The sequence below is a fragment of the Cupriavidus cauae genome (genome assembly GCF_026210475.1).
Taxonomy (GTDB): domain Bacteria; phylum Pseudomonadota; class Gammaproteobacteria; order Burkholderiales; family Burkholderiaceae; genus Cupriavidus; species Cupriavidus cauae.
In genome coordinates, this window is the sequence record NZ_CP080293.1 from 3063642 (window position 1) to 3089329 (window position 25688).

The window sequence follows — 25688 nt, forward strand, 5'->3', positions numbered from 1 at the left end:
AAGGAAGGTCGCGGGATCAGCGGACACAGAACGGGACGCAAAAGGGAACACCGGCGCGCATCGATTGCTTGCCTGCTCGTTTTAGTAAAGAAGCGAACAAAAAACAATAGTGCAATGCGTCATTTGTTTTCGTTTTTGTTTGAACTAGAATCCCGGCATGACGCTCAATCCCCGCCAGACCGCTCTTCTGGAAGAAGTCCGCAGCCAGGGTTTCGCCTCCATCGAAGAGCTAGCACGCAAGTTCGGCGTGACCCTGCAAACGGTCCGGCGCGACGTCAATCTGCTGGCGGAGAACGGCATGCTGGCGCGCTTTCACGGCGGCGTGCGGATGGATGGCTCGACCACCGAGAACATCGCCTATCGCCAGCGCCAGTTGCTCAATGCCGAAGGCAAGGCGCGCATTGCGCGCGCGGTGGCCGCCGCGGTGCCCGAGGGCTGTTCGCTGATCCTGAACATCGGCACCACGGTCGAGGAGATCGCACGCGCGCTGGTGCATCACCGCGGCCTGCGCGTGATCACCAACAATCTGCACGTCGCCAATATCCTGGCCGACAACCAGGACTGCGAGGTCATCGTCGCGGGCGGCGTGCTGCGTTCGCGCGACCGCGGCATCGTCGGCGAGGCCACGGTCGAGTTCATCGGCCAGTTCAAGGTCGATATCGGGCTGATCGGCATCTCGGGGATCGAGGCCGACGGCACGCTGCGCGATTTCGATTTCCGCGAGGTCAAGGTCGCGCGCACGATCATCGAGCATTCGCGCGAGGTCTGGCTGGCCGCCGACGCGACCAAATTCAACCGGCAGGCGATGGTCGAGCTGGCGCACCTGTCGCAGATCGACCGGCTCTTCACCGACGAGCCCTTGCGGGCGCCGTTCGAGCAGATCGTTGCGGACAGCGGGGTGAAGTGTGTGGTGGCGGGGGAATAAGGCCGGAGCCCGGCCTGCGCCCTGCCCCTCTTCCGCTCGGGGGAGAGGGGCAGGGCCGTGCTTACTTGAAGACGACCGTCTTGTGCCCGTTCAGCAGGATGCGATGTTCCGCATGCCACTTGACCGCGCGGGCCAGCGCCACGCACTCGACGTCGCGGCCGACCGCGGTCAGCTGGTCCGGGTCCATGCTGTGGTCCACGCGCTCGATCTCCTGCTCGATGATCGGGCCCTCGTCGAGGTCGGCGGTCACGTAGTGGGCCGTCGCGCCGATCAGCTTGACCCCGCGATCATGCGCCTGGTAGTAGGGCTTGGCGCCCTTGAAGCTGGGCAGGAAGGAGTGATGGATATTGATCGCGCGGCCCTCGAGCTTGCGGCACAGGTCGTTCGACAGCACCTGCATGTAGCGCGCCAGCACGACCAGGTCGATCTTCTGGTCCTGCACCACCTCGAACACCTTGGCCTCCTGCGCGGCCTTCTGTTCGGCCGATGCGTTCATCAGCGGCAGATGGAAGAACGGAATGTCGTAGGACGCGGCCAGCTGGTAGAAATCGCGGTGGTTCGACACGATCGCGGCGATCTCGACCGGCAGCTGCCCGCTCTTGGCGCGGAACAGCAGGTCGTTCAGGCAATGGCCGATGCGCGACACCATGATCATCACGCGCGGCTTAATCGCGGCATCGAACAGCTCCCACTGCATCGAGAACTGCTCGCCGACCGGCGCGAACGCGCTCTTGAGCGTGCCCAGCTCCGGACCGCCCGGGGCCGCGGTGAAATGCACGCGCATGAAGAAGCGGCCGGTGTACTCGTCACCGTACTGGTCCGAATCGACGATATTGCAGCCGTGCTGGAACAGCAGTCCCGAAACGGCGTGCACGATGCCCGGCTGATCGGGGCACGAAATGGTCAGAATAAAGCCTGGATTGCTCATCGTTGGTGTTCTCTGGAGGGGGCGCGTCCGGCGGGCCGGCCGCCTTGCAGGGCCTCGTACGGGGTCCGGTACGGCGAGATCGCGCTAGGCGGCGAAGCCCGGTACCGGCGGCGCCCAGCCGCGCCGGCGCAGCGCACAGAGCGTCACCAGCGTGGCATCGAGCGTCATCGCGCCATCCGCCATGATAGCAAGGGCGGCGTCCGGCCCCACCAGCCGGTGCTCGGCGACCTCGCCGTCGCGGTTGTGCGGCACGAAGTCGGCCGGCAGTTCCAGGTCGTACAGATAGACCGTTTCCCACTGCACGCCCTCGTCGATTTCGCGCAGCACCTGCACCTCGCCATGGGCCTGCGCCTGGGCCGCGAGCCACGGCGCAATGCCCGATTCCTCGTCGCATTCGCGCACCAGCGTCGCCAGCGGGTCGCTGCCGTGGGGCATGCCGCCGGCGACCAGGTTGTCCCACATGCCGGGATCGACCGCCTTGCTCTCGCTTCGCCGGGCGATCCACAGCGCGCGCTGCCCGGCCACGATGCCGTTCATGTGCGAGGCGAAGGTCAGCAGCCCGAAATAGCGCGCGGCGGCGCGTTCGATCGTCGCGAAGGCCGGGTGAGCAAGCGCCGGCGTGACGGCGAACGGCTCGTCGCGCCAGCCGCGCAGCAGGTTATGCGCGGCCAGCCGGCGGGCCAGCCTGGCCAGTGCCGCGCTGCGGGCCTCGAAGCCCTGCACGTCCGGCAACAACGCGACCGCGTCCGCGCTCTCGGCGCCCAGCACGGCGAAGTCGATGCCCTCCGCTCCTTCGAGCTTGCGCAGCGTCCGCGCATGCCGGCGCGGCAGCCAGCCGACCTGCCGGCCCTCCACGGTCAGCCGCAGATGCCGCGCGGGATCGAAGCGCGAGCGCGCGGCGAGGTTGGCCGCGAGCCTGGTGGCGAGGTCCGCGGCGAGGTCGGCGGCAATGTGTTGGGCAAGGTCGAGGGAATCGGACATCGGCATATTGGCGCCCGGCAAGGGCGTTCTCCGTACGGGTCCCGGTACGAAACCACGGAATCATTGAAATCGAAATCAGCAGGATGGCAGCCATGACCGACAGCACGACGCCAGCGCGCGGCGAATACATCCTGGCGCTCGACCAGGGCACCAGCAGTTCGCGGGCAATCCTGTTCGATCATGCCGGCAATGTGGTGCGGATCGCCCAGCGCGAGTTCCGGCAATATTATCCGCAGCCCGGCCATGTCGAGCACGATCCCTACGAGATCTGGCAATCGCAGCTGGCGGTCGCGCACGAAGTGCTGAACGGCGCCGGCGTGTCGGCCGGCCAGATCCGCGCGATCGGCATCACCAACCAGCGCGAGACCGCGGTGCTGTGGGACCGCCGCACCGGCGAGCCGGTCGGCCGCGCACTGGTCTGGCAGGACCGCCGCACCGCGCCGATGTGCGAGGCGCTGCAGCGCGACGGCCATGGCGAGCGCTTCCGCGCGAAGACCGGCCTGGTCATCGACGCCTATTTCTCCGGCACCAAGCTGCGCTGGATGCTCGACCACTACGACGGCGCGCGCGAGCGCGCGGCACGCGGCGAGCTGGCCTTCGGCACCGTCGACAGCTGGCTGATCTGGCAGCTGACCGATGGCGCGCGCCATGTCACCGACGTCTCCAACGCGTCGCGCACGATGCTGTTCAACATCCACGAATTCCGCTGGGACGACGAACTGCTGGCGCTGCTCGACATTCCGCGCAGCCTGCTGCCCGACGTGGTGCCATCCAGCGGCGAGGTCGCGCGTACCTCGCAACGCGTGTTCGGCGCCGAACTGCCGATCGCCGGCATCGCGGGCGACCAGCAGGCAGCCACGTTCGGGCAGGCCTGCCTGTCGCCCGGCATGGCCAAGAACACCTATGGCACCGGCTGCTTCCTGCTGATGAACACCGGCTCGGCGCCGGTGGTCTCGCAGAACCGGCTGCTGACGACGATCGGCTGGCAGCTTGGCGCGGGCTCCGGCGGCACGGGGCAAGGTCCGGCGCAAGGCACGGCGCAAGCCAGCACCCAATACTGCCTCGAAGGCGGCGTCTTCATGGGCGGCGCGACGATCCAGTGGCTGCGCGACGGCCTGCAGATCATCCAGAGCGCACCCGAGGTCGAGCCGCTGGCGCGGCAATGCGACGACACCGGCGGCGTGGTGCTGGTCCCCGCCTTCGCCGGCCTCGGCGCGCCGCACTGGGACGCGTTTGCGCGCGGCACGCTGATCGGCATCACGCGCGGCACCGGTCGTCCGCAGATCGCGCGCGCCGCGCTCGAGGCGATCGCGCTGCAAAGCGTCGACGTGCTGGATGCCATGCAGAAGGACGCCGGCATCGCGCTGGCCGAGCTGCGCGTCGATGGCGGCGCCTCGCGCAGCGACCTGCTGATGCAGATGCAGGCCGATCTGCTGGGCACCGCGGTCGTGCGTCCGCGCGTCACCGAAACCACCGCGCTGGGCGCGGCCTATCTGGCGGGCCTTGCCTGCGGCTTCTGGCGCGACCAGCAGGAACTGGCCAGCCAATGGCAGATCGAACAGCGTTTCGAGCCGCGGCTGTCGGCCGATGCACGCGAGAGCCAGCTCGCGCGCTGGCATCGCGCGGTGGAGCGCGCGCGCGACTGGGCGCGGGACGATGGGGCATCAGCCAGTGCCTCGCCGGCCGGCTGAGCGCGTTGCCTCGATACGCCAACAACGCCATCAAGCGCCAATAACCACCGACAGCCGCCGACAGCCGCCGATAGCCGCCCATAACCGACCGCCTCCGACGCCCCGCCGACGATCCCCACAATCCGCCGACGCGCCGAAGAACCGCCACCACCGACCCGATTCGCACCGCTCTTCCTTGCCATGCAGACACCCAACCCTACCCTGCCCCCGGATCGCGCGGCGCTGCTCGCCACGCTGGAGCGCGAGCGCCGCTGGGACGTGATCGTGATCGGCGGCGGCGCAACCGGGCTCGGCACCGCCGTCGATGCCGCCGCACGCGGCTATCGCACGCTGCTGCTGGAGGCCGCCGACTTCGCCAAGGGCACCTCGAGCAAGGCCACCAAGCTCGTACACGGCGGCGTGCGCTACCTGGCCCAGGGCAATATCGGGCTGGTGCGCGAGGCCCTGCAGGAGCGCGGCATGCTGGCGCGCAACGCGCCGCATCTGGTGTGGCCGCTCGGCTTCGTGGTGCCCGCCTATCAGCTGTTCGACCAGCCCTTCTACGGCATCGGCCTGAAGGTCTACGACATGCTGGCCGGCAGCCGCAACCTGATGGACAGCCGCTGGCTGAACCACCAGGAGGCGCTGGCCGCGGCGCCGACGCTGGCCGAGCATGTCGGCGGCCGCCCGCTGCGCGGCGCGAACCTGTATTTCGACGGGCAGTTCGACGACGCACGCCTGGCGATCGCCCTGATGCGCACGCTGTTCGATCTGGGCGGCATCGCGCTGAACTATGCCCGCGTGAGCGGGCTCGTGATGCAGGCCGGCGTGGTCGGCGGCGTTACCGTGCGCGACGAGCTCGGCGACGCCGAACTGACGCTGCATGCCGAGTGCGTGATCAATGCCACCGGCGTCTGGGTCGACGCGGTGCGGCGCATGGAGGACGAGCGCGCGCAGATGATGGTGGCGCCCAGCCAGGGCGTGCACCTGACGCTGCCGCGCAGCTTCCTGCCGGGCGATCGCGCGATCCTGGTGCCCAAGACCGACGACGGCCGCGTGCTGTTCCTGGTGCCCTGGAACGGCCACACGATCGTCGGCACGACCGACACGCCGCGCCGCGACCTGCCGCTGGAGCCGCGCGCCGAGGACGACGACGTCGACTTCATCCTCGAGACGGCGGCGCGCTATCTGTCGCGCGACCCCACTCGCGCCGATGTCACCAGTGTCTGGGCCGGACTGCGCCCGCTGGTCAAGGCGACCGGCGAAAGCTCGACCGCCTCGCTGTCGCGCGAACACACCATCGTGGTATCGAAAGCGGGCCTGATCACGGTGACCGGCGGCAAATGGACCACCTATCGCAAGATGGCCGAGGACGTGGTGGACACCGCGATTCGCCGCCAGATGCTGCGCGCCGCGCCCTGCGTGACCGCCGACCTGCCGCTGCATGGCGCCGGCGCGTGGGCCGGCCAGCAGGCCAACCTGAACGCGCCGGACCGCTACTATGGCGGCGACCTCGGTCTGCTGCGCAGCCTGCCGGGCGCGGACAACGTGATCGCGCCGGAATCGGGCCTGACCGAAGCGCATGTCCGCTTCGCCGCGCGCTACGAATTGGCGCGCAAGGTCGAGGACGTGGTGGCGCGCCGCAACCGGCTGCTGTTCCTCGATGCCCGCGCCGCCGAGGCCGCGGCCCCCCGCGTGGCCGCGATCCTCGCGCAAGAGCTGGGCCACGATGCCGCCTGGCAGCAGGCGGAGATCGACAGTCTGCGCAGCCTCGCGGCAAGCTACCGGCTCGATGGCGGCGCGGGACGTTGAGCGGGACGTTGCGCTTCATGTGCCGGCGCCCCTTCATCGATTGCCTTTTACCGCTTCGCTGCAGGAACCAACCGATATGGCCATGCCCTTCCCCCGTCCGTCCTTTTCCCTTCGCCGCGCCGCGCTGATGCCCTGCGCCGCGCTGATTGCGGCGGTCTCCTTCACCGCGCCGGCACAGGCCCGCCCCGGCATCGATGGCGTACGCTTCGACCCGCCGGTCACCGTGCGCTACCGCTGCGACGGCGGCAAACAGCTGACCGCACGCTATTTCAACAGCCCCGACAACCAGATCGCGATCCTGCGGCTCGACGGCAAGCCGCTGCTGTTCGTCACCGTGCTGAGCGCGTCCGGCGCGCGCTATGCGCATGGCCAGCATGTCTGGTGGACCAGGGGCGACGACGCGATGCTGCAGGACATCACGCAGGGCGAAAACGCGCCTCCCGTCTACGCGAATTGCCACGCGCAGCGATAAGCGCGCCGCGCCAGACGCGCGGAGGGTGGGCGCGGCCATGGTGTCCGAGCGATAATGCGGGTCATCGAATCAGGGAGAACACCATGGACGAGATAGACGATCTGTCCGATCTGCCGATGCCCCGCTTCATCTGGGGCTTCGCCATCGCCACCGGCAAGGGGGGCGAAGTGATGCACGACGAATTCGAGTATCTGACGCATACCCGCAGCCCGCGCTTCACCTGCCGCGTGGTGGAGCTCGAGGACATGCCCACCGAGAGCGACGAGTCCGGCATCGACGGCCGCATCGTCCACTACGACGATCCCGCACGCCTGTTCTACATCACCGATGCCGGCATGGCGCTGGTCAATTTCGAGCTGTTCGACAAGCTGCCCGACCGCCAGAAGCTGAAGAAGGTCTGCGACGAGGCCATCCGCAACTGGATGATCCGCCGCGACTTCCTCGACAGCGAGGATGACGAGGATTGAGCCGCAAACCCGCCGAAAACGGGCCGCAGGGGGCACAGACAGTCGGACACCCGGTCGGCCCAGTCCTACAAACCTAGCGGAGGGGTCCCGACAGTAGGCCCCGCCCCCGCTCCCTATAGTGAAGCCATGGAGTTCACGACAAGGAGCGAAACCATGCCTTATATCCTCGCCTGGTTGCTGGGTGTACCGGCCTTCGTGCTGGTCCTGATCTGGCTGTTCGCGCACTGATCCGCGGACGTGGCCGGCGGCCTCCGCGACCGTCTCGCCGTCGGCCACGCCCCATGTGGCAACGATCCAACGTCCGCCCGCAAGGCGGACGTTTTTATTGCGCGCCGCCATCCCGCCGCAGCGGTCGTCCAAACACATTGGTGTAGACTCCGCCGGACAAGGCGCATCGTATTGCCACAGAGCGCCGCCCCCGCCGCTGCTATCGAGGGGAACATGGCCAGACGGACGCTACACGGGCGTTCATCGTTTATTTGGCATTGATGACGAGGATCGATCTGACCGCCGCCACGCCGCGCCGACGTGGCGCCATGCTGACCACGGCATGCCTTCTGGCCGCGCTGGCCTTGCCGCCGGCGCACTCCCAACCCGCTTCCCCCGCTACGGCAATCGAAGGCCCGAGCAGCAACGGAGGCAGCGCCACGTCCGCCGCCAGCGCGCCAGCGGCGCCGGCCGGCACGCCGGCGCGCCGCCAGACCCTGACGGTCGCCGAGATGGGCGCCTATGGCCCGATCGCGCTGCGCGGGCTGGATCCCGAACGCGTGCTCAACGTCGGCATCCGTGCCGACGAGGTCGTTACCAGCGCCACGCTGCGGCTGCACTACACCTACTCGCCGTCGCTGATCTATCAGCTGTCGCATCTGAAGGTCAAGCTCAACGACGAGGTCGTCGCCACGCTGCCGCTGGAAGCGAATCGCGCGGGCCAGCAGGTCACGCGCGAGATTGCGCTGGAGCCGCGGCTGTTTACCGACTTCAATCGGCTCGCCATCGAATTCATCGGCCACTACACCGTGGATCACTGCGAGGACGCCGCGCATTCGGCGCTGTGGACCGATATCAGCGCCAACAGCACGCTGACGCTGACCACCGCCGCACTGCGGCTGCCGGACAATCTGGCGCTGCTGCCGCTGCCCTTCTTCGATCGCCGCGACAATCGCCGCGTCACCGTGCCGTTCGTGCTCGCCGAGAACGCGGACATGGCGACGCTGCGCGCGGCCGGCGTGGTGGCGTCGTGGCTGGGCGCGCTGGCCGACTACCGCGGCGCGCGCTTCCCGGTGGCCCGCAGCGCCCCGGAGGGCCAGCACGCGATCATGCTGACCCTGCCCGGCCCTGCCGCGGCCGCGCTCGGACTGCGCGAGATCGCCGGGCCGTCCGTCACGGTGATGCCCAATCCGAACAGCCCCGACCACAAGCTGCTGGTGATCGCCGGCCGCAATGCCGAGGAGCTGCAGACGGCGGCCAATGCGCTGGTGCTCGGCAAGGCGGCAATGGCAGGCCGTCAGGCACTGATTCAGACCGTCGACCTCGGACCGCCGCGCGCGCCGTATGACGCGCCGAACTGGGCGCCGGTCCATCGCCCGGTGCTGTTCCGCGAGCTGGTCACCGATCCGCAGCAGCTGCAGGTTTCGGGCAACGACCCGCAGGCCATCCGCGTCAACCTGCGCGTGCCGGCCGACCTGTACGGCTGGAACCAGCGCAGCGTGCCGCTGAACCTGAAATACCGCTACACGGCACCATCGACCTACAACGACTCGGTGCTGAACGTCGATATCAACGAGCAGCTCGTGCGCTCGTAGCGGCTGCGTCCGCTGTCGGGCAGCGACGACGAGAATCTGGTCAGCGTGCCGCTGCTGTCGGGCAGCGACGCGGTGGTCTCCAACGAGATCCGCGTGCCGGCCTTCCGCGTCGGCAGCGACAACCAGATGCAGTTCCGTTTCCACCTGGATTCGCAGAAGACGGGCCTGTGCGCCTCGACGCCGGCCAAGGTCGCCCGCGCGGCGATCGATCCGGATTCGAGCATCGACTTCAGCGGCTTCGCGCACTACGCCGCGATGCCGAACCTGGCCTTCTTCGCCAACAGCGGTTATCCGTTCACGCGCCTGGCCGATCTGGCCGATACCGCGGTGGTGCTGCCCGACGCGCCGCGTGCGATCGACCAGGAGGCCCTGCTGACGCTGCTCGGCCATATGGGCCGCTGGACCGGGCTGCCGGCGCTGCGCGTTTCGGTGGTGCCGGCGAAAGACGTCGAATCGGTCGGCCAGCGCAATCTGCTGATCGTCGGCAACGGCAGCGCGGGCGAGCTGCTGGCGCGCTGGGGCAAGTCGCTGCCGCTGATGATCGCGCGCGGCAAGACCGAGATGGCACTGCGCGACCAGCGCGCCAGCGCGTGGTCGAACTGGCTCGGCGACGGCGAGCCGGAGTCGATGACGCCGGCCGGGCGCGCGATCCTGTCGGCCGACGGCCCGCTGGCGGCGCTGGTCGGCTTCGAATCGCCCTATCGCGAACGGCACAGCGTGGTCGCGGTGACCGCGACCGAGGCCGACCGGCTCGGCGACGTGCTCGATGCCCTGGACGATCCGACCAAGGTCGCACAGATCCGCGGCGACCTGACGGTGGTGCGCGCCAAGGAAGTGGAAGGCCTGCGGCTCGGCGAGCGCTATTTCGTCGGCGATTTCCCCTGGTATGCGCGGGTGTGGGTGCGGGTGTCCTCGCATCCGGTTTTCCTCGGCATCGCCGGCATCCTGGCCGGCCTAGCCGTGGCGCTGAGCGCGTTCTGGGCGCTGTCCAGGCTGGCGGCGCGGCGCAACGGAGGCTGAGATGGCAGCGTTCGCGATGGCGGGGGTCGCGATGGCTGCGTGCCTGCGCGGTAACGTCCGCCGGCTCGCGGCGGCGTCGCGCGCGCTGCTCGGCGCCGCGCTGCTGACCGCGTCGCTCGGCTGCGCCGCGGCGTCCTGTCCCTGGCCCGCCTGGGACAGCTTCAAGCGCGACACCATCAGCGCCGACGGCCGCGTGATCGACGCCAGCACGCCGCAGCAGACCACGGTGTCCGAAGGCCAGGCCTATGCGCTGTTCTTCGCGCTGGTCGCCAACGACCGGCCGACCTTCGAGCGGCTGCTCGCCTGGACCGAGAACAACCTCGCCGAGGGCGATCTCGCTTCACGTCTGCCGGCATGGATCTAGGGCAAGCGCGAGGCCGCCGACGGCAAGCCCGAGAGCTGGGGCGTGCTCGACGCAAACCCCGCCTCCGACGCCGATCTGTGGATCGCCTACGCGCTGCTTGAGGCCGGCCGGCTCTGGCAGGAGCGCCGCTACACCGCGCTCGGCACCGTGATCGCGCGCCAGGTGGTGCGCCAGGAGACCGCGCTGCTGCCGGGGCTGGGCCGCACGCTGCTGCCCGGGCCGATGGGCTTTCATCCTTCGCCGACGATGTGGCGGCTCAATCCGAGCTATGTGCCGCCGCAGCTGATGCGCCGGTTTGCCGCGCTGTGGCCGCAACAGACGGAATGGGCGCAGCTGCTGTCCAGTTCGGCCCGCCTGCTGCTCGATACCGCGCCGCGCGGCTTCTCGCCCGACTGGGTCGAATATCACGCGGGTGCGAAACCGGGCTTCCGCCCCGACCAGCAGACGCAGGCCGAAGGCGCGTACAACGCGATCCGCGTCTATCTGTGGGCCGGCATGCTGGCGCCGCAGGATCCGCTGCGCACCCCGCTGCTGAAGACCTATCGCCCGATGGCGGACTACACCATCGCGCACGGCCATCCGCCCGAGCGCGTCGATACGCGCTCCGGCACCGTCGGGCCGAATTCGGGCAACGGGGGCTTTTCCGCCGCGGTGGCGCCGTACCTCTCCGCGCTCGGCGAAGCCGCCGCGGCGCAGCGCCAGGTCGAGCGGATGCGCAAGCTGGCCGCGGAACAGCCGCTGGGCTATTTCAGCCAGGTGCTGGCGCTGTTCGCCCTCGGCCATCTCGATGGCCTGTACCGTTTCGAAGCCGACGGCGCGCTGACGCCGGCCTGGACAGCGACATGCCCCGTTCGCCGCTGATCCCCGCCGCCGCGGTACTGCTCGTCCCGGCGATGCCCGCGGCAGCGCAGGCCCCAACCGCGCCAGCGGCGCCCGCCGCGCCGGCCACGTCCTCAGCCAATGCGGAGCTCGCCCGCCTGCTGTCTTCGGCGCGCATGTGGGAAGCCAAGAATCGCGCCGACCTGGCGCGCAGCGCCCTCGACAAGATCCTGACGATCGAGCCGCAGCAGCCCGATGCGCTGCTGTTGCTGGCGCAGATCGAGCTGCGCTCGAACCGCCCAGCCGAGGCGCAACGTATCCTGCAGCGCCTGCGCCAGCATCATCCGAAGCATCCGGCCACCCGGGAGCTCGAGGACACCTACCGCATCGCCACGCAGGACAAGCGCGAGATGGCGACGGTGCGCATGCTGGCGCGCGGCGGCAACGAGAAGGAAGCGCTCGAACGGCTGCAGCGGCTGTTTCCCGACGGGCCGCCGCAGGGCGAGCTGGCGATCGACTACTACCGGATCCTGGCGGGCACCGACGCCGGCCGTCCGCGCGCCATCGCCGAACTGCGCAGGCAACTGGCGCAGCGGCCCGACGATGCGCGCCTCGCGCTGGTGCTGGGGGACCTGCTGACCGACCGCCCCGCCACGCGCGCCGAAGGCCTCGATCTGCTGTATCGACTGAGCCAGCGCACCGACGCCGACCGCAAGACCGCGCTCGACATCTGGCGCCGCACGCTGTATCGCGTCAATGACGATCCCGCTTACGCGGTCTGGTTCGAGCGCTATCTGAAGGAAGTGCCCGACGACGACATCGCGCGGCAGACGCTGGCCGAACTCGAGGCCAGGCGAGAGGCGCATCTGCGCATGCTGGCCGATCCCGCCTGGCAGGCGCGCCAGCGCGGCCTGCGGCAGCTCGAGCGCGGCAACCTTGCCGAAGCGCAGGCCGCCTTCGAACAGGCCATGCGCACGCGCGGCAACGATGCCGAGGTGGTCGGCGGCCTGGGCCTGGTGCGGCTGCGCGAGGGCCGCCACGACGAGGCGCGCGCGCTGTTTTCCCGCGCGCTGCAGCTCGATCCCGAGCAGCGCAACAAGTGGCGCAGCCTGCTGGATACCGCCACCTTCTGGGGCACGATCGCACGCGCGCGGCTGGCCGGCACGCAGGGCAAGCCCGCCGAGGCCGAGACACTGGCCCGGCAGGCGCTGGCGCGCCAGCCCGACAACGCCGATGCGCTCGTCATCCTGGCCGACGCGCTGGTTGCGCAGCAACGCGAGGCTGAAGCCGAGACGCTGCTGCGCCAGCAGCTGGCCGGCCGCACGCCGGACCCTGGCGCGCTGCGCCGGCTGGTGGCGCTGCTGCAGAACAGCGGCCGCCACGCCGAGATCGGACCGCTGCTGGCCGCGACCGAAGCGCGCCTGCAGAAATCGCCGGCCAATGCGGAAACGCTGCGCCAGTTGCGCGCCGAGCTGCTGACGCGCCAGGCCGACCAGCTGCTGGCGGAGCGCCGCGCGAGCCCGGCGATCGCCCGGCTGGAGGAGGCGCTGCGGCTGACACCCGACGCGCCCTGGACGCGCTACACGCTGGCGCGGGCCTATCGCGATCTCGGCCTGCCTGCGCTGGGCCGCGAGACCATGGACGAGGGCCTGCGCCTCGCGCCGGGCGCCGACATGCGCTATGCGGGCGCGCTGTTCCTGAATTCGGTCGACGACCCCGATGCCGCCGCCACGCTGCTGGCGCAGATTCCCGACACCGAGCGCACCGAGGGCATGCGCGAACTCGGCGGCAATCTGCACGCGCAGCAGTGGCTGCGGCAGGGCCGCCTGGCGCTGGCCGCCGGCCGTCCCGACGAGGCGCGCGCGCTGCTGCGGCAAGCCGCCGACGCGACGCAGGCGGACCCGCAGATGCTGGCCACCGTCGGCCGCGAAGCGATCGCGCTGGGCGAGGCCGACTATGGGCTCGGGCTCGTGCAACAGTGGCTGGCCGCGCATCCCGACGACCCGGCCATCGGCGTGCGGCTGCGTTACGGCGAGCTGCTGGCCGCCGCGGGCCGCGACGATGCGCTGCGCGCGTGGCTGGACGACCTGCGTGCCCGCGATGCGCGGACCCGCGGTCAACGGGGCGCCTTCGAACCCGGGCAGCGCGCCGCGCTGGACGACCAGGCGCTGCGGCTCGCGCTGCGCGACACCGACCGCCATCTCGACGCCGACGATCCCGCCGGTGCGCTGCGCGTGCTGGCGGCGGTGCCGGCCGGACAGCAACAGGACCGGCGCTGGTCGCTCGCGTTGGCCGACGTGCGGGAGCGGCAAGGCGATCTCGATGGCGCCGCCGCTGCCGCGCGCACGGTGCTCGCACGCAGCCCGGACGATGCCGAGGCGCGCCTGACGCTGGCCCGGCTCGCCGAACGCGCCGGGCGCAACAACGAGGCGCTGCGCATCGTGCGCGACGTGCTGGCCGGCACGGCGGAGGACGATATCGATACGCGGCTGTCGGCAGCGCGGCGCCTGACCGCGCTGCGCCGCGACGGCGAAGCGGCCGCGGTGGTCGACGCGCTGCGCCAGCGCTATCCACAGCGCGCGGATATCGTCGTACAGCAGGGGCGCATCGCGCAGTCGCGCGGCGAGTTCAACGAGGCGGCCTCGCTGTACCGGCAGGCCCGCACGCTCGAACAGGCCGAGGCCGCGGCGCCCGCGGCCGGCGGCACCGCCGCGCAGCGCGCGCTGCAGGATCTCGATGCGCGTCGCGACGGCCAGGTCGCCACCGCGACGCTGTTCTCGCGCAAGTCCGGCGACAGCGGCATTTCCGAGCTGAGCGCCACCGAAATCCCGCTCTACGTGCGGATTCCGCATGGCTACACCGGCCATGTGTTCTTCCACGCCGATACCGTGCTGCTCGATGCCGGCACGCTGCGCACGGACGTCGCCAACGGCGCCGACGAGTTCGGCCAGATCGCCGCGCGCGGCGGCGCCGGCATCGCGCCGCGCGGGCAATCCGACAAGGGCGTGGCGCTGGCCGCGGGCTATGCGTACAACGGCGCCTACGACAGCTGGCGCGCCGATCTCGGCACGACCCCGCTCGGCTTCCTGCAGCAGACCGTGGTGGGCGGACTGCGCTATCGCGCCGAACTGAACCGCGCCGCGGCCACGGTCGACGTGTCGCGCCGCGCGGTCACCAGCAGCCTGATCTCCTACGCCGGCGCGATCGATCCGGCCAGCGGCGAACGCTGGGGCGGCGTGGCGCGCAACGGCATCACGCTTGGGTACTCGCACGATGTCGGGCGCGGCAGCGTGTTCGCCACCGTTGGCGCCGGCATGCTGACCGGGCACAACGTCCGCACCAATCGCGAGTTCACGGTGCGCGCCGGCTTCGACTGGCCGCTGCTCGATGCGCGCAACCAGCGCGTGACCAGCGGCTTGGTGGTCAACTACTGGCGCTACCAGGAAAACCTGCGCTACTACACCTTCGGCCACGGCGGCTACTACAGCCCGCAGCGCTATCTGTCGCTGGCGGTGCCGCTCGAATGGACGGGACGGCGCGGCGCGTGGTCGTGGCGGCTGGGCGGCTCGGCCGGCTGGTCGGATACCTACGAGAAGGACATGCCCTACTATCCGACCCGGCCGGACCTGCAGCGCATGGCGGGCGATCGGACGTTCCGCGGCGGAAACGGCGGCGGCTTCAGCTATACCGCGCTGGCCGCGGTCGAATACCGCTTCGCGCCGAAGTGGGTCGCCGGCATGGCGCTGCAGATCGACCGCTCGCGCGACTATGCGCCCAATCGCGCGATCGCCTATCTGCGCTATCACTTCGAACCGCAGCGCGGGCCGGTGCCGTTCCCGCCCGAGCCGGTTCGGCCGTATTCCTCGTACTAGATCGGATCGACGCGAATCATGAACCCATCGACGAGGCCCGCCACCACCTCCCTGACACCGTCCTCCGCCGCGACGACGGCGACGCCCGCCCCGCCGCGCTCGGCGCTGTTCGCGCGGCTGCAGGCGCGGCCCTCGCTGGCGATCGACGGCCTCCCGGCCGAACTGGCGACGCTGGCGCCTGGCCACGTGCATATCGTCTATGCCGAGCCGTCGCCGGCGCGCGATGCGCTGTTCTGGCAGACCGCCGCCAACGCGCTGCGCGGACCGGCCACGGTGCTGTCCGCACGTCCGGTCGACGGCATCGCGCAGGCGCTGCGCGAGCACGGCCTCGATATCGACGTCGGCGGCGCGCTGCATCATCGCGCCAATCTGTGCGGGCTGCGACTCGGCCGCGCTCACGGCAGCAGCAACGGCAATGGAAGCCGCGCCGCCGGCATCGACACGCTGACTGATGCGCTGCAGGCGCTGGCAGACCAATGCGCGGCCCGCCACAGCGTGGTGATGGTCGAAGGCGCGGAGGCCTGCTTCTCCTGGGACGACGGCGCGCGCCTGTCGCGCGAAGGCGCGCGGCTCGCCGCGTGGTGCGCGCGCGAGCGGCTGTCGCTGCTGCTGGTGCTGGCGCCGCCGACGGACGACCTCGACGAGATCCGGCGGCCGGCCGATCTCGGCAGCCTGCACGCCCGCTTCGCCGGTGCCGCGCATCTGTCCCAGGTGCAGGGCCAATACACCTGGGAGGTGGCGTTCTGGCGCGATCGCGAAGCGGTGCTCGCCAGCCGCTCGCTGCCGCTGCGCTTCGCCGCCGACGAGCATCGCCTGATGGTCAGCGGCGCCGGCGCGGACGGCGAAGGCGAAGCGGCGGCGGCCGGCCTGCTCGCGCCCGACGAACATCGCGTGATCGTTTGCCGCGACGCCGTCGCCCACGAGCGTTGGGTGCCGGAGTCCTGGCAGCTGGTCGACAGCAACGAGGCCGCGGTGGCCAGCGCCGGCGGCGCGGTGGCGGCGACCGTGCTGCTGCACTACCAGGGCAACCGCGCCTTCGAGACGCTGGCCGAGCAGGTGCACCGGCTGCGGCGCACGCGCGGCAGCGCGCTGAAGATCGTCGTGCGCGAGGACCAGGAAGCGATGCGGCAGCACTACGAGCTGCTGCTGCTCAATCTCGGCGCCAACCTGGTGATCGCGCGGCGCACGCCGTTCGCGCGCGTGCAGGCGATGCTCGAGGGCGTGCAGGGACAGGTGTTCTCGCGTCCGCTGCCGGCGGACTACCGCACCGCGTTGTCGGCGGTGCTAACGGGCTCGGCGATCGGCTACGTGCCCCCGGCCGAATTCATCGACACGGTGCGCGGCGCGGTCGAACAGGGCCGGACCATCCGGCTGCCGCACGTGCTGCTGCGCCTGACGCTGCTGCCGGAGGTCGCGCATATCGACGCGCTGCGCGCCTGCCGCATGAACCGTACCGGCGATATCTGCAGCGCCGATGCCGACAGCGTCTATGTGTTCTTCTTTGCCTGCCGGCTCGACGACGCCGACGCGGTCTGCCGGCGCGTGTTCCAGCGGCCGCTGGAGGCGCTGTTCTCGGGCGAGCTGCGCTGCGGCGACGCGCCTACCATCGAGGCCGCGCTGAACGCGTTCGCGCAGCAGGCCGCGGAGCGGACGCTGCCCGACTACAGCGGCTGGCTGCAGGCACGGGAGGAAGCCAGCGCGGCGGCGGTGGCGGAAGGCGCTACGGTGGCCGAAGGCGCCACGGTGCTCGCCATGCCGGCCGAGGCAAGTCCACAGGCCGGAGCCGGTGCCTGGCCCGAGGACCGCGGCGAACATCGCGCCGACATTCGCGCCGAAATCACCGGTGAAAATCGCGCGCGGAATCGCGCCGAGGATCACGCCGAACATCGCGCAGAACATCGCGCCGGCCCCGCGCTGCCGCTGCTGTCCCCGCTCGATGCGCTGCGGCCGGCCGCAGCGGCTCACGCCACGCATTCCAAACCCCGCACCGCGCCGACGCCGGCCGCGGTGCCGCTCAAAGCCCGGGAATAGCATCGCCATGCGCGTCTTTATCGGATATTTCATCTGGGGCCTGATACTGGCCGCCCCCGTCGCCTGGCTGATCTGGAAGCTGGACCTGATGCGCGTGATGCCGCGCTGGTTCCAGCCGCGCCAGCGCCGCGCGGTGCGGCTGCCGCCCCAGCTCGAAGGCATCGTGATCCGCGGCAAGCGGTGGCAGGCGCCGAAGGACGGCACGCGATGAAGACGATCGCCATCGTCGCGCCGGTAGGCGGCGCGGGCCGCAGCACGATGACCGCCGCGCTGGCCTCGCTGCTGGCCGGGCGCGGGCATGCGGTGCTGGCGCTGGAGTGCGATCCGCGTAATCTGCTCGGCCTGCATTTTGGCCTGCGCGAGCCGGTCGAACGCGGGCTGGTCGACGCGGCGCTGCGGCCGTCGGCGAGCGACTGGGCCACCGCGGCCCTGCGCAGCGACGACGACGTGCTGCTGGTGCCGTGGGGTCAGGTGGATGGATTGCCTCGCGACAACGGTGGTGGCGACAGCCACGGCCACGGCCACAGCCACAGCCACAGCCACGGCCACGGCCACGGCCACAGCCACGGCGACGGCGAACGCGAACGCGAACGCGAACGCGAACGCGAACGCGAACGCGAACGCGGCGGCACCGATGATGACGCCGAGGCCGTCGCCACGCGCTGCCTGATCGAGCAGCCGCACTGGCTGCGCGCGCTGCTGGCGCAGGTCGACCTGCCCGACGACGGCATTGTCCTGATCGATACGCCCGCCTGGCCGGCCCTGCATGCCACGCAGGCGCTCGCCGCCGCGGATCTGGCGCTGGTGCTGGCGCCGCCCGAGCCGGAGGTCTGCGCCACGCTGCCGCGCATGCAACATGCGCTGGAACGGATCGGCCTGCCCTATCGCGTGGTGGCAACGCGGGTCCAGCCCGCGCGCCAGCTGCATGGCGATGTGCTGGCGCTGCTGCGCACCCGGCTGCGCGAGCGGCTGCTGCCCTATCAGGTGCATCTGGATCACGGCCTGCCCGAAGCGCTGGCGCGCGGCGAGAACTTCTGCCGCGCGATGCCGCATTCGCAGGCCGCGCACGATCTGCAGGGCATCGCAGCCTGGCTGTCGCAATGGATCGCGGCATCGCTTGGTGCGGCCGCGCAAGACGCGGGGACACGCAGATGATCCTCGGCGTGCTGCTCGACCTGACCCTGCGGCTGCGTGCCGCGCTGGCCCAAGGCCTGGATCTTGGCGAGCGGCCCGCGCGCAACGAATGGCTGGTGCGCCTGTTCTTCCGCCCGGCGCGGCCCGGCAAGCGCGACTGGCCGGCCGAGTTTGCCGCGTGGCTGTCGGCCCGCTCCGCCGAGCGTCTTGGCATCGATCCACGGCACAGCCTGCCGCGTCGCGTATGGCGATTGTTCGTGCGCCCGCCCCGGCCGCGCCGGCGCCTGGCCGCGCCGACGCGCCGGCGCAGCCCGCAGGAACAGGCGCCGCCCCAATCGCCGCTGCGCCGCTGGCTCGATCACCGGCTCGAGCCGGCCTACCGCTACGTCGCGCGCAAGCGGCGGCGCCTGGCGGCGCGCCTGCCGCGCGTCGACTGGATGCGTGCCAGCAGCGGCCTGGCCCACGTGGCGGCCCTGGTGCATCGCGTGCGCGGCCTCGCGCCCACGCTGCTGGTGCTGGCCGCGCTGACCGGGCTGGTGCTGTGCACCACGCCGCTGCCGCTGGGCGGACAGCTGACCGTGTTCGCGCTGGTCTGGATCGCGGTGATGGTGCTGCGCAGGATCCCGGGGCGCTTCCCCACGCTGACGATGATGGCGCTGTCGCTGCTGATGACGCTGCGCTATATCTGGTGGCGTGCCACCGAGACGCTGGACCTGGCCACGCCGATGGAGGTCACCATCGGCTTTCTGCTGTTCGCCGCCGAGGCCTACACCTGGCTGGTGCTGATCCTCGGCTATGTGCAGACCGCCTGGCCGCTGTCGCGCCGGCCCAAGCCGATGCCGGCCGATCCGGCGCAATGGCCGACCGTCGACGTCTATATCCCGACCTACAACGAGCCGCTGTCGGTGGTGCAGCCGACCGTCTACGCCGCGCGCAGCCTCGACTGGCCCAGCGGCAAGCTGAACATCTATCTGCTGGACGACGGCCGGCGGCCGCAGATGCAGGCCTTCGCGGAGCAGGCCGGCGTGCACTACCTGACGCGCAACGACAATCGGCACGCCAAGGCCGGCAATATCAACCATGCGCTGTCGGTGACGCAGGGCGACTACATCGCGATCTTCGATTGCGACCACATTCCGACCCGCTCCTTCCTGCAGATGACGATGGGCGAGTTCATCGCCGATCCGCGCTGCGCGATGGTGCAGACGCCCCACCACTTCTTCTCGCCCGATCCGTTCGAGCGCAACTTCGATACCTTCCGCCGCGTGCCCAACGAAGGAAGCCTGTTCTACGGGCTGATCCAGGACGGCAACGACCTGTGGAACGCGGCCTTCTTCTGCGGCTCGTGCGCGGTGATCAAGCGTGCGCCGCTGGCCGAGATCGGCGGCATCGCGGTCGAGACCGTGACCGAGGATGCGCACACCGCGCTGAAGCTGCACCGGCGCGGCTACAACACCGCGTACCTGCGCACCGTGCAGGCGGCTGGGCTGGCCACCGAAAGCCTGGCCAGCCATATCGGCCAGCGCATCCGCTGGGCGCGCGGCATGGCGCAGATCTTCCGCATCGACAATCCGCTGCTCGGCAAGGGGCTCAAGCTGTTCCAGCGGCTGTGCTACTCGAACGCGATGCTGCATTTCTTCTACGGCATCCCGCGGCTGATCTTCCTGACGATGCCGCTCGCCTATCTGGTGTTCGGCATGCACGTGATCAACACCTCGGCGGCGATGATCGCGGCCTACGTGCTGCCCTATCTGGTGATCGCCAACATCACCAACTCGCGCATCCAGGGCAAGTACCGGCATTCGTTCTGGGCCGAGGTCTACGAATCGGTGCTGGCGTGGTACATCGTGCTGCCGACCACGATGGCCTTCATCAATCCGCGGCTCGGCAAGTTCAACGTGACGGCCAAGGGCGGCCGGATCGAGGACGACTACCTGGACTGGACGATCTCCAAGCCCTATCTGCTGCTGCTCGCCCTGAACGTGGCGGGCCTGGGCATGGGCGTGGGCCGGCTGCTGATGGGCACCACCACGGAACCCGGCACGGTCGTGATGAACATGGTCTGGGCGACCGTCAACCTGCTGATGCTCGGCACGGCCATCGGCGTCGCCAAGGAAGCGCGCCAGGTGCGCGTGTCGCACCGGATTCCGATGCGCGTGCCGGCCACGCTGCTGCTGCCGGACGGCACCACGCTGGCGTGCAAGACCGAGAACTATTCGCTGGGCGGCCTGGGACTGCTGCTGCCGATCGACGTGGCGCTCGGCGAAGGCGAACGCGTCGGCGTCTGCCTGTCGCGCGGTGCGCGCGAATACCACTTCGCCGCCACGGTGGCGCGCAACGTCAACCGCCACCTGGGCGTGCGGATGCAGGACCTGAGCCCGGAAGCCGAGACGCAGCTGATCCAGTGCACCTTCGGCCGTGCCGACGCGTGGATCGACTGGCTGGACGACCAGCCGCGCGACGCGCCGCTGCGCGGGCTCAAGGAGGTCATCGAGATGGGTTATCAAGGCTTCCTGCGCCTGTACGACGCCGCGATCGACATGCTCGAGGCCGCGCTGGTGCGGCGGCGAACGCGGCAGTCCTGAGTCCGGGCACGCGCACCGTCGTTGCAAACGCCCTCGCACCGCCATCGCACGTCATAGCATCGATCAACGCACCCATCCACGCACCCCGAACCGCAATCCCGAACCGCCAACCCCATGGGAATCTGGAACCTCTACTTCGCCGCCAAGCTCTACCTGTTCGCGATCGGACAGGTGCAGCCGCGCTGGCTGCTGAACCTGCTGTTCGCGCTGTGGCTGGTGCTGCCGGTGGAACACCGCGGCCTGCGCGTGTTGCGCCAGGTGCTGGCCGTGGTCGTCGGCGTGGCGCTGCTGTACCACGAATCGAACCTGCCGCCGTTCGCGCGGGTGGTCTCGCAGTTCTCGAATCTGAGCGCCTTCACGCCGGCCTATCTGCTGGAGCTGCTGCAGCGCTTCGTCAGTCCGCAGATGGTGCTGGGCGCGATCGTTGTCACGCTGACCTATCTGGTGATCAACCGCTGGGTGCGCGTCACCACCTTCGTGCTGCTCGCGCTGGTCCTGGTGCCGCTGTGGCAAGGGGCCGGCACGGCTTCGACGGGCGCCGCGGCGACCGGGGCCGCCGCCACGCGCGTCGCGCAGCGCCCGGCTCCGACGATGCGGATCGACAGCCCGGCCGAGGTCGGCGACAACGAGGCGCAGCTGAACGCGTTCCGCACGCAGGAGGCCTCGCGCCAGGTCGCGTTCACGCCGTTGAGCGCCTCGCCCGACAGCCAGTTCGACATCATCGTGCTGCATGTCTGCTCGCTGTCCTGGGACGATCTCGACGTCGCCAAGGCACGCAACCATCCGCTGCTGTCGCGCTTCGACTATCTGTTCACCGAGTTCAGTTCGGCGGCCAGCTACAGCGGTCCGGCGGCGATCCGGCTGCTGCGCGCAACCTGCGGGCAGCAGCCGCACCAGGCGTTGTACTCGCCGGCGCAGCCGCAATGCCATCTGTTCGAGGCGCTGGCGCAGGCCGGCTTCGATACGCGCGTGCTGATGAACCACGATGGCCGCTTCGACAATTTCCGCGGCTTCGTCGACAAGGAGATCGGCATTCCGAACGTCACGCACGTGCCGGTCGACGGCGTGCCGCCGGCGATGCGGGCCTTCGACAATTCGCCGATCCTGGGCGACTACGCGGTGCTGGAGAAGTGGTACAAGTCGCGACTCGCGCAGAACAGCGGACCGCTGGCGCTGTACTACAACACGGTCACGCTGCACGACGGCAACCGCCTGCCGGATTCGAAGCTGACCAGCATCCAGTCGTATCCGCTGCGGCTGACGCGGCTGCTGGACGATATCGACAAGCTGATCGCGCTGATCGAGCAGTCGGGCCGCAAGGCGGTGGTGGTGTTCGTGCCCGAGCACGGCGCGGCGCTGCGTGGCGATGCCAACCAGATCGCCGGCATGCGCGAGATTCCGACGCCGCGGATCGTGCATGTGCCGGTGGGGGTCAAGCTGATCGGTCTGCAGGGTGGCAAGGCGGGCGGCGAGGTTGGAGGCGACGCGGGCGGCAATGCGGGTGGCAATGCGGCAAGTCATGCGGCAGGCAATCCGCAGGGCAACGGCAATGGCGCCGGCGGGCCGGTGACGATCCACGCGCCGAGCAGCTATCTGGCGCTGTCGCAGCTGTTGTCGAACCTGGTCGCCGACAGTCCGTTCCGGCAGGGCGCCCCCGCGCCGTCGCAATACGCGGCGGACCTGCCCCAAACGCGCATGGTCGGCGAAAACGAGGCGACCGTGATGATGAAGCGCGGCACCGGCTACGTGGTGCGCACGCCCGACGGCGTATGGGTGGATGGCAAATGAGCGACGGCGAGCGCAAACGCGCCGGACTGCGGCGCGGCCTGCGAGCGCGGCACGCACCGCGGCCCAATAACGATATCGAGGCGCTGGCGATGAAGGTGCCGGGCTTCGCCGCGCATCGCTATGTCGACGAGCAGGAAGCCCAGGCGGCCCGCGCCGCCGCGGCGCGGTGGCCACGGCTGGCGGGATGGCTGGGCTATGGGAAGGACGGCGAGGCGGAGAGCCACGGCGCCGTCGACGCACCGGCGCTCAAGCCGTCGCCGCGTTGAGCGCCTGCGGCTCGGCCTTTGGCTCGTTCGTTGCGTTGCCCGCGGCCGAGGTCGAAGCCGACGACAACCCTGCCGGCACATCGGGTCCCGCCACCGCGGCCAGCAGCAGATTCGCCGCCGGCTCGAGCCGCTCGGCCTGATTGAACAGCCGCACGGACACCAGGCTGTTCTGCAAGGCCGCGAACAATACCTGCGCCAGCGCCGCCGAGCCGATCGCCGGCTGCGCATCGCCGCCGTTCTGCGCGCGGGCGCGCTCCAGCAGCGCCGTCAGCCAGCTTTCGTTGATCCGATGGAACTCCTGCAGCGCGTGATGCACCGCCGGCGGCAGGCACAGCGCCTCCGTCGACAGCATGCCGGCAAGACACACCTGTTGCCCGCTGCATTCGCGCCGCCACGACGCCAGATAACGCTTGGCCTGCTCCAGCGGCGGCAGCGCCGGATCGATGCCCTCCAGGTAACGCGCCGAGCGTTCGCTGTAGGCGTTCACCGCTTCCAGTGCCAGGTCTTCCTTGGTCGGGAAGTAGTAATGGATGCTCGAAGTCTTGACGCCGACGCGCTCGGCCAGATCGCGGTAGCTGAAGCCGTTGAAGCCCCGCTTGCGGATCAGGTCGAGCGTGTGTTCGAGCAGCCTGTCACGGACCGTCGAGCTCGCGCCGGAGGGGTGACCCCGGCCGGCGGAGCGGGAAGTCGAAGCGTCTTTCATGACATGCCCTCCCCCGCTACCACGAGCGGCCGTTGCGGTATTGCCCTTCAAGCGTTGGCACCTTCGGTGAACACGTCGAACTGGCCCTGGCGAGCGCCTTCGGTGAAGACATCGAAGCGGCCCTGGCGGGCGCCGTCGGTGTACGGGCTGCGCGACGGCTCGGCCGACACGCCGGTGCGATCGAGGCCGGCGACGAGCGCGCCTTCGGTGAACACGTCAAACTGGCCTTGGCGAGCGCCTTCGGTAAAGACATCGAAGCGACCCTGGCGCGCGCCGTCCGTGTACGGGCTGCGCGACGGCTCGGCCGACACGCCGGTGCGATCCAGGCCGGCGACGATGCGGGCGCCGTCGGTGTACGGGTCGAACTTGCCGCCACGGGCGCCGTCGGTGAACTGGCTCACGCTGCGAGCCGGGCTGGCCGACACGCCGGAGCGATCCAAGCCGGCGACGACGCGCGCGCCGTCGGTGTACGGGTCGAACTTGCCGCTACGGGCGCCGTCCGTGAACTGGTTCACGCTGCGAGCCGGGCTGGCCGACACGCCGGTGCGGTCCAGGCCGGCGACGATGCGGGCGCCATCGGTGTACGGGTCGGCCTTGCCGGTGCGAGCCCCGTCCGCGTACGGATCCGCCTTGCCGCTGCGGGCGCCGTCAACGAAGGTGTTGCGATTGCCGCTGCGGGCACCGTCGACATAGGTGCTGCGCTCGCCGGCGCGGAACTCGTAGCCGTACTTGTCGGCGGGAACGGTGGCAGCCTGCGCGGTGCCAGCCACGAAGGCGGCGGCAAGGGTGGCGGCGGTCAACAGGGTCTTGGCGAAGGTACGGTCGGTCATGATTTGCTCCTTTCAGGAAGCCGCATCGCGGCTCGAATCGATTTGGGTTGGAATCCGGCTGTCGAATCTACTAATAGATAGATAACCCGACTCAAAAAAATCCCGGATTCCCGGGGTTGTTGCGTTGGACTGGTGCCGCTTCACTTCTTCTTCGCTGCGGCGCCGCATCCATGAGCCTCACTTTATCTACTACTAGGTAGATAGTCAAGGAGTTTTTCGGGCGCTTCCGTTCGGGTGGGCGGAGACCATAATGCTTCGATACCGGCCACCCAGCCGTGGTGCGCCGATAAAGTCACTCCGATGCCTCACCGGCCTCGGATTGCCACCATCGAATCCTCACCCAGGAGACACCCATTCAGATCCAACGCGGCCGCCTGATCGACCATCTCCACCTCAAGGTCCGCGACCTCGGCGCGTCGCGCCGCTTCTACGGCGCGGTGCTCGGCGTGCTGGGCATCGACATCACCGACGGCGATGGCTACTTCTACGCCGACGAGCTGTGGGTCGACGAAGGCACGCCGGGCCAGATCTCCCACGCCCACTTCGCCTTCCAGGCCAAGGACCGCGAAACGGTCGACGCCTTCTACAAGGCCGGCCTCGCCGCCGACGGCCGCGACAACGGCGGCCCCGGCGAGCGCGACTATCACCCCGGCTACTACGCGGCGTTCCTGCTGGATCCGGACGGGAACAACGTCGAGGCGGTGTACCACGGGCCGCACCAGCGGTCGGCGGAGGCGGTGGTGGTCAGTTGGTGAGCCCGGCCGGGAAGTCGGCGAGCATCGCGTATATACAGAAGATTTTGCTTTTCGGCAGCATGACCAAGAAAATCGGCCGACAAAGTGCTTAAATAGGCCTCAACATGGCGCATCAAGTATTTATCACGGTGCGCCACTTTTATTTCGAACTCACTTACTGTATATACACTCTCATCATGAGCATAGTTCTCGCGCCTCGAATCATTGAGAAGCTGCGGACCAAGCACAATGTTTCCGAGGCGGAGGTGCGAGAGGCGTTCTCCAACATTTGCGGCCAACTCCTTATCGACACCCGAGAGGAACATGCCACCGACCCGCCAACGCTGTGGTTCGTTGCGGAGACCAACGCGGGCCGCTTGCTCAAGGTGATCTTCATCCACAAGGAAGGAAACAACGTCGTCAAGTCCGCATACGACGCCTCCGAGAAGATCCAGGCCATCTACAACAAGTTCGGAAAGTAACTG

General features: G+C 69.6%; 17 protein-coding genes and 3 pseudogenes. 16 read left to right on the forward strand and 4 right to left on the reverse strand.

Going from position 1 to position 25688, the window contains the following annotated elements:
- Positions 1–157: 157 nt before the first annotated feature.
- Positions 158–925 carry a DeoR/GlpR family DNA-binding transcription regulator gene (locus KZ686_RS13680; RefSeq protein WP_149319793.1) on the forward strand — a complete coding sequence of 256 codons (768 nt, stop codon included), beginning with the start codon at positions 158–160 and terminating at the stop codon, positions 923–925.
- A 61-nt stretch (positions 926–986) separates the two neighbouring features.
- Here the strand turns inward: KZ686_RS13680 and purU are convergent, their stop codons facing one another.
- Positions 987–1853 (reverse strand): formyltetrahydrofolate deformylase, encoded by an 867-nt coding sequence (purU, locus tag KZ686_RS13685; RefSeq protein WP_149319792.1) that lies wholly within the window; start codon positions 1851–1853, stop codon positions 987–989.
- An 84-nt stretch (positions 1854–1937) separates the two neighbouring features.
- Complete coding sequence (locus tag KZ686_RS13690) at positions 1938–2834, reverse strand: NUDIX hydrolase (RefSeq protein WP_265632629.1); 897 nt, start codon at positions 2832–2834, stop codon at positions 1938–1940.
- Positions 2835–2926: 92 nt separating this feature from the next.
- Between KZ686_RS13690 and glpK the strand changes: the two genes are divergently transcribed.
- From glpK to KZ686_RS13755, 13 genes and pseudogenes are all read left to right on the forward strand, one after another.
- The gene (gene glpK / locus KZ686_RS13695) at positions 2927–4525 is read left to right on the forward strand and encodes a glycerol kinase GlpK (RefSeq protein WP_265632630.1); all 1599 of its coding nucleotides are present in this window, start codon (positions 2927–2929) and stop codon (positions 4523–4525) included.
- A gap of 180 nt (positions 4526–4705) precedes the next feature.
- A complete protein-coding gene (locus tag KZ686_RS13700; protein WP_265632631.1) occupies positions 4706–6316 on the forward strand; it encodes a glycerol-3-phosphate dehydrogenase/oxidase in 1611 nt (536 codons plus the stop codon).
- A gap of 82 nt (positions 6317–6398) precedes the next feature.
- Positions 6399–6788 (forward strand): MliC family protein, encoded by a 390-nt coding sequence (locus tag KZ686_RS13705; RefSeq protein WP_226107599.1) that lies wholly within the window; start codon positions 6399–6401, stop codon positions 6786–6788.
- Between the two features lie 83 nt (positions 6789–6871).
- Positions 6872–7255 (forward strand): hypothetical protein, encoded by a 384-nt coding sequence (locus KZ686_RS13710; protein WP_053822121.1) that lies wholly within the window; start codon positions 6872–6874, stop codon positions 7253–7255.
- Between the two features lie 488 nt (positions 7256–7743).
- Positions 7744–10077 (forward strand): annotated as a pseudogene (gene bcsB, locus KZ686_RS13715) (cellulose biosynthesis cyclic di-GMP-binding regulatory protein BcsB).
- A gap of 16 nt (positions 10078–10093) precedes the next feature.
- Positions 10094–11302 (forward strand): annotated as a pseudogene (bcsZ, locus tag KZ686_RS13720) (cellulose synthase complex periplasmic endoglucanase BcsZ).
- A complete protein-coding gene (locus KZ686_RS13725) occupies positions 11284–15132 on the forward strand; it encodes a cellulose synthase subunit BcsC-related outer membrane protein (protein ID WP_265632632.1) in 3849 nt (1282 codons plus the stop codon). Before bcsZ ends, KZ686_RS13725 begins: the two are co-directional and overlap by 19 nt.
- 18 nt (positions 15133–15150) lie before the next feature.
- A complete protein-coding gene (bcsE, locus tag KZ686_RS13730) occupies positions 15151–17163 on the forward strand; it encodes a cellulose biosynthesis protein BcsE (RefSeq protein ID WP_265632633.1) in 2013 nt (670 codons plus the stop codon).
- A 7-nt stretch (positions 17164–17170) separates the two neighbouring features.
- On the forward strand, positions 17171–17374 hold the full coding sequence (locus KZ686_RS13735) for a hypothetical protein (protein ID WP_149319785.1): 204 nt from the start codon (positions 17171–17173) through the stop codon (positions 17372–17374).
- Positions 17371–18318, forward strand: a complete 948-nt coding sequence (locus KZ686_RS13740; protein WP_265632634.1) for a cellulose synthase operon protein YhjQ/BcsQ — start codon at positions 17371–17373, stop codon at positions 18316–18318. Before KZ686_RS13735 ends, KZ686_RS13740 begins: the two co-directional genes overlap by 4 nt.
- A complete protein-coding gene (bcsA, locus tag KZ686_RS13745) occupies positions 18315–20882 on the forward strand; it encodes a UDP-forming cellulose synthase catalytic subunit (protein WP_265632635.1) in 2568 nt (855 codons plus the stop codon). The genes KZ686_RS13740 and bcsA overlap by 4 nt, the downstream gene beginning before the upstream one ends.
- A gap of 114 nt (positions 20883–20996) precedes the next feature.
- Positions 20997–22670: a cellulose biosynthesis protein BcsG gene (bcsG, locus tag KZ686_RS13750; RefSeq protein ID WP_265632636.1), complete on the forward strand. Its 1674-nt coding sequence runs from the start codon at positions 20997–20999 to the stop codon at positions 22668–22670.
- Positions 22667–22936: a hypothetical protein gene (locus KZ686_RS13755; RefSeq protein ID WP_149319782.1), complete on the forward strand. Its 270-nt coding sequence runs from the start codon at positions 22667–22669 to the stop codon at positions 22934–22936. Before bcsG ends, KZ686_RS13755 begins: the two co-directional genes overlap by 4 nt.
- Here the strand turns inward: KZ686_RS13755 and KZ686_RS13760 are convergent.
- Positions 22917–23639, reverse strand: coding sequence for a TetR/AcrR family transcriptional regulator (locus KZ686_RS13760; protein WP_149319781.1), 723 nt, complete (start codon positions 23637–23639; stop codon positions 22917–22919). The genes KZ686_RS13755 and KZ686_RS13760 overlap by 20 nt on opposite strands.
- A 233-nt stretch (positions 23640–23872) precedes the next feature.
- A pseudogene (locus KZ686_RS13765) lies at positions 23873–24469 on the reverse strand (copper resistance protein CopQ); the annotation flags it as partial.
- 377 nt (positions 24470–24846) lie between these two features.
- On the opposite strand from KZ686_RS13765, the gene KZ686_RS13770 reads away from it, so the two are divergent.
- Complete coding sequence (locus tag KZ686_RS13770) at positions 24847–25224, forward strand: VOC family protein (protein ID WP_407648549.1); 378 nt, start codon at positions 24847–24849, stop codon at positions 25222–25224.
- A 176-nt stretch (positions 25225–25400) separates the two neighbouring features.
- Positions 25401–25685 (forward strand): BrnT family toxin, encoded by a 285-nt coding sequence (locus tag KZ686_RS13775; protein ID WP_190286327.1) that lies wholly within the window; start codon positions 25401–25403, stop codon positions 25683–25685.
- The last annotated feature ends 3 nt before the right edge of the window (positions 25686–25688 follow it).

Bases quoted from the DNA above. Each gene is read 5' to 3' on its own strand.
- KZ686_RS13680 (WP_149319793.1), top strand. From the start codon at position 158: ATGACGCTCAATCCCCGCCAGACCGCTCTTCTGGAAGAAGTCCGCAGC.
- purU (WP_149319792.1), bottom strand. From the start codon at position 1,853: ATGAGCAATCCAGGCTTTATTCTGACCATTTCGTGCCCCGATCAGCCG.
- bcsG (WP_265632636.1), top strand. From the start codon at position 20,997: ATGGGAATCTGGAACCTCTACTTCGCCGCCAAGCTCTACCTGTTCGCG.
- KZ686_RS13735 (WP_149319785.1), top strand. From the start codon at position 17,171: ATGCGCGTCTTTATCGGATATTTCATCTGGGGCCTGATACTGGCCGCC.
- KZ686_RS13760 (WP_149319781.1), bottom strand. From the start codon at position 23,639: ATGAAAGACGCTTCGACTTCCCGCTCCGCCGGCCGGGGTCACCCCTCC.
- KZ686_RS13700 (WP_265632631.1), top strand. From the start codon at position 4,706: ATGCAGACACCCAACCCTACCCTGCCCCCGGATCGCGCGGCGCTGCTC.
- KZ686_RS13705 (WP_226107599.1), top strand. From the start codon at position 6,399: ATGCCCTTCCCCCGTCCGTCCTTTTCCCTTCGCCGCGCCGCGCTGATG.
- KZ686_RS13710 (WP_053822121.1), top strand. From the start codon at position 6,872: ATGGACGAGATAGACGATCTGTCCGATCTGCCGATGCCCCGCTTCATC.
- KZ686_RS13775 (WP_190286327.1), top strand. From the start codon at position 25,401: ATGAGCATAGTTCTCGCGCCTCGAATCATTGAGAAGCTGCGGACCAAG.
- KZ686_RS13740 (WP_265632634.1), top strand. From the start codon at position 17,371: ATGAAGACGATCGCCATCGTCGCGCCGGTAGGCGGCGCGGGCCGCAGC.
- bcsE (WP_265632633.1), top strand. From the start codon at position 15,151: ATGAACCCATCGACGAGGCCCGCCACCACCTCCCTGACACCGTCCTCC.
- bcsA (WP_265632635.1), top strand. From the start codon at position 18,315: ATGATCCTCGGCGTGCTGCTCGACCTGACCCTGCGGCTGCGTGCCGCG.
- KZ686_RS13725 (WP_265632632.1), top strand. From the start codon at position 11,284: ATGCCCCGTTCGCCGCTGATCCCCGCCGCCGCGGTACTGCTCGTCCCG.
- glpK (WP_265632630.1), top strand. From the start codon at position 2,927: ATGACCGACAGCACGACGCCAGCGCGCGGCGAATACATCCTGGCGCTC.
- KZ686_RS13690 (WP_265632629.1), bottom strand. From the start codon at position 2,834: ATGTCCGATTCCCTCGACCTTGCCCAACACATTGCCGCCGACCTCGCC.
- KZ686_RS13755 (WP_149319782.1), top strand. From the start codon at position 22,667: ATGAGCGACGGCGAGCGCAAACGCGCCGGACTGCGGCGCGGCCTGCGA.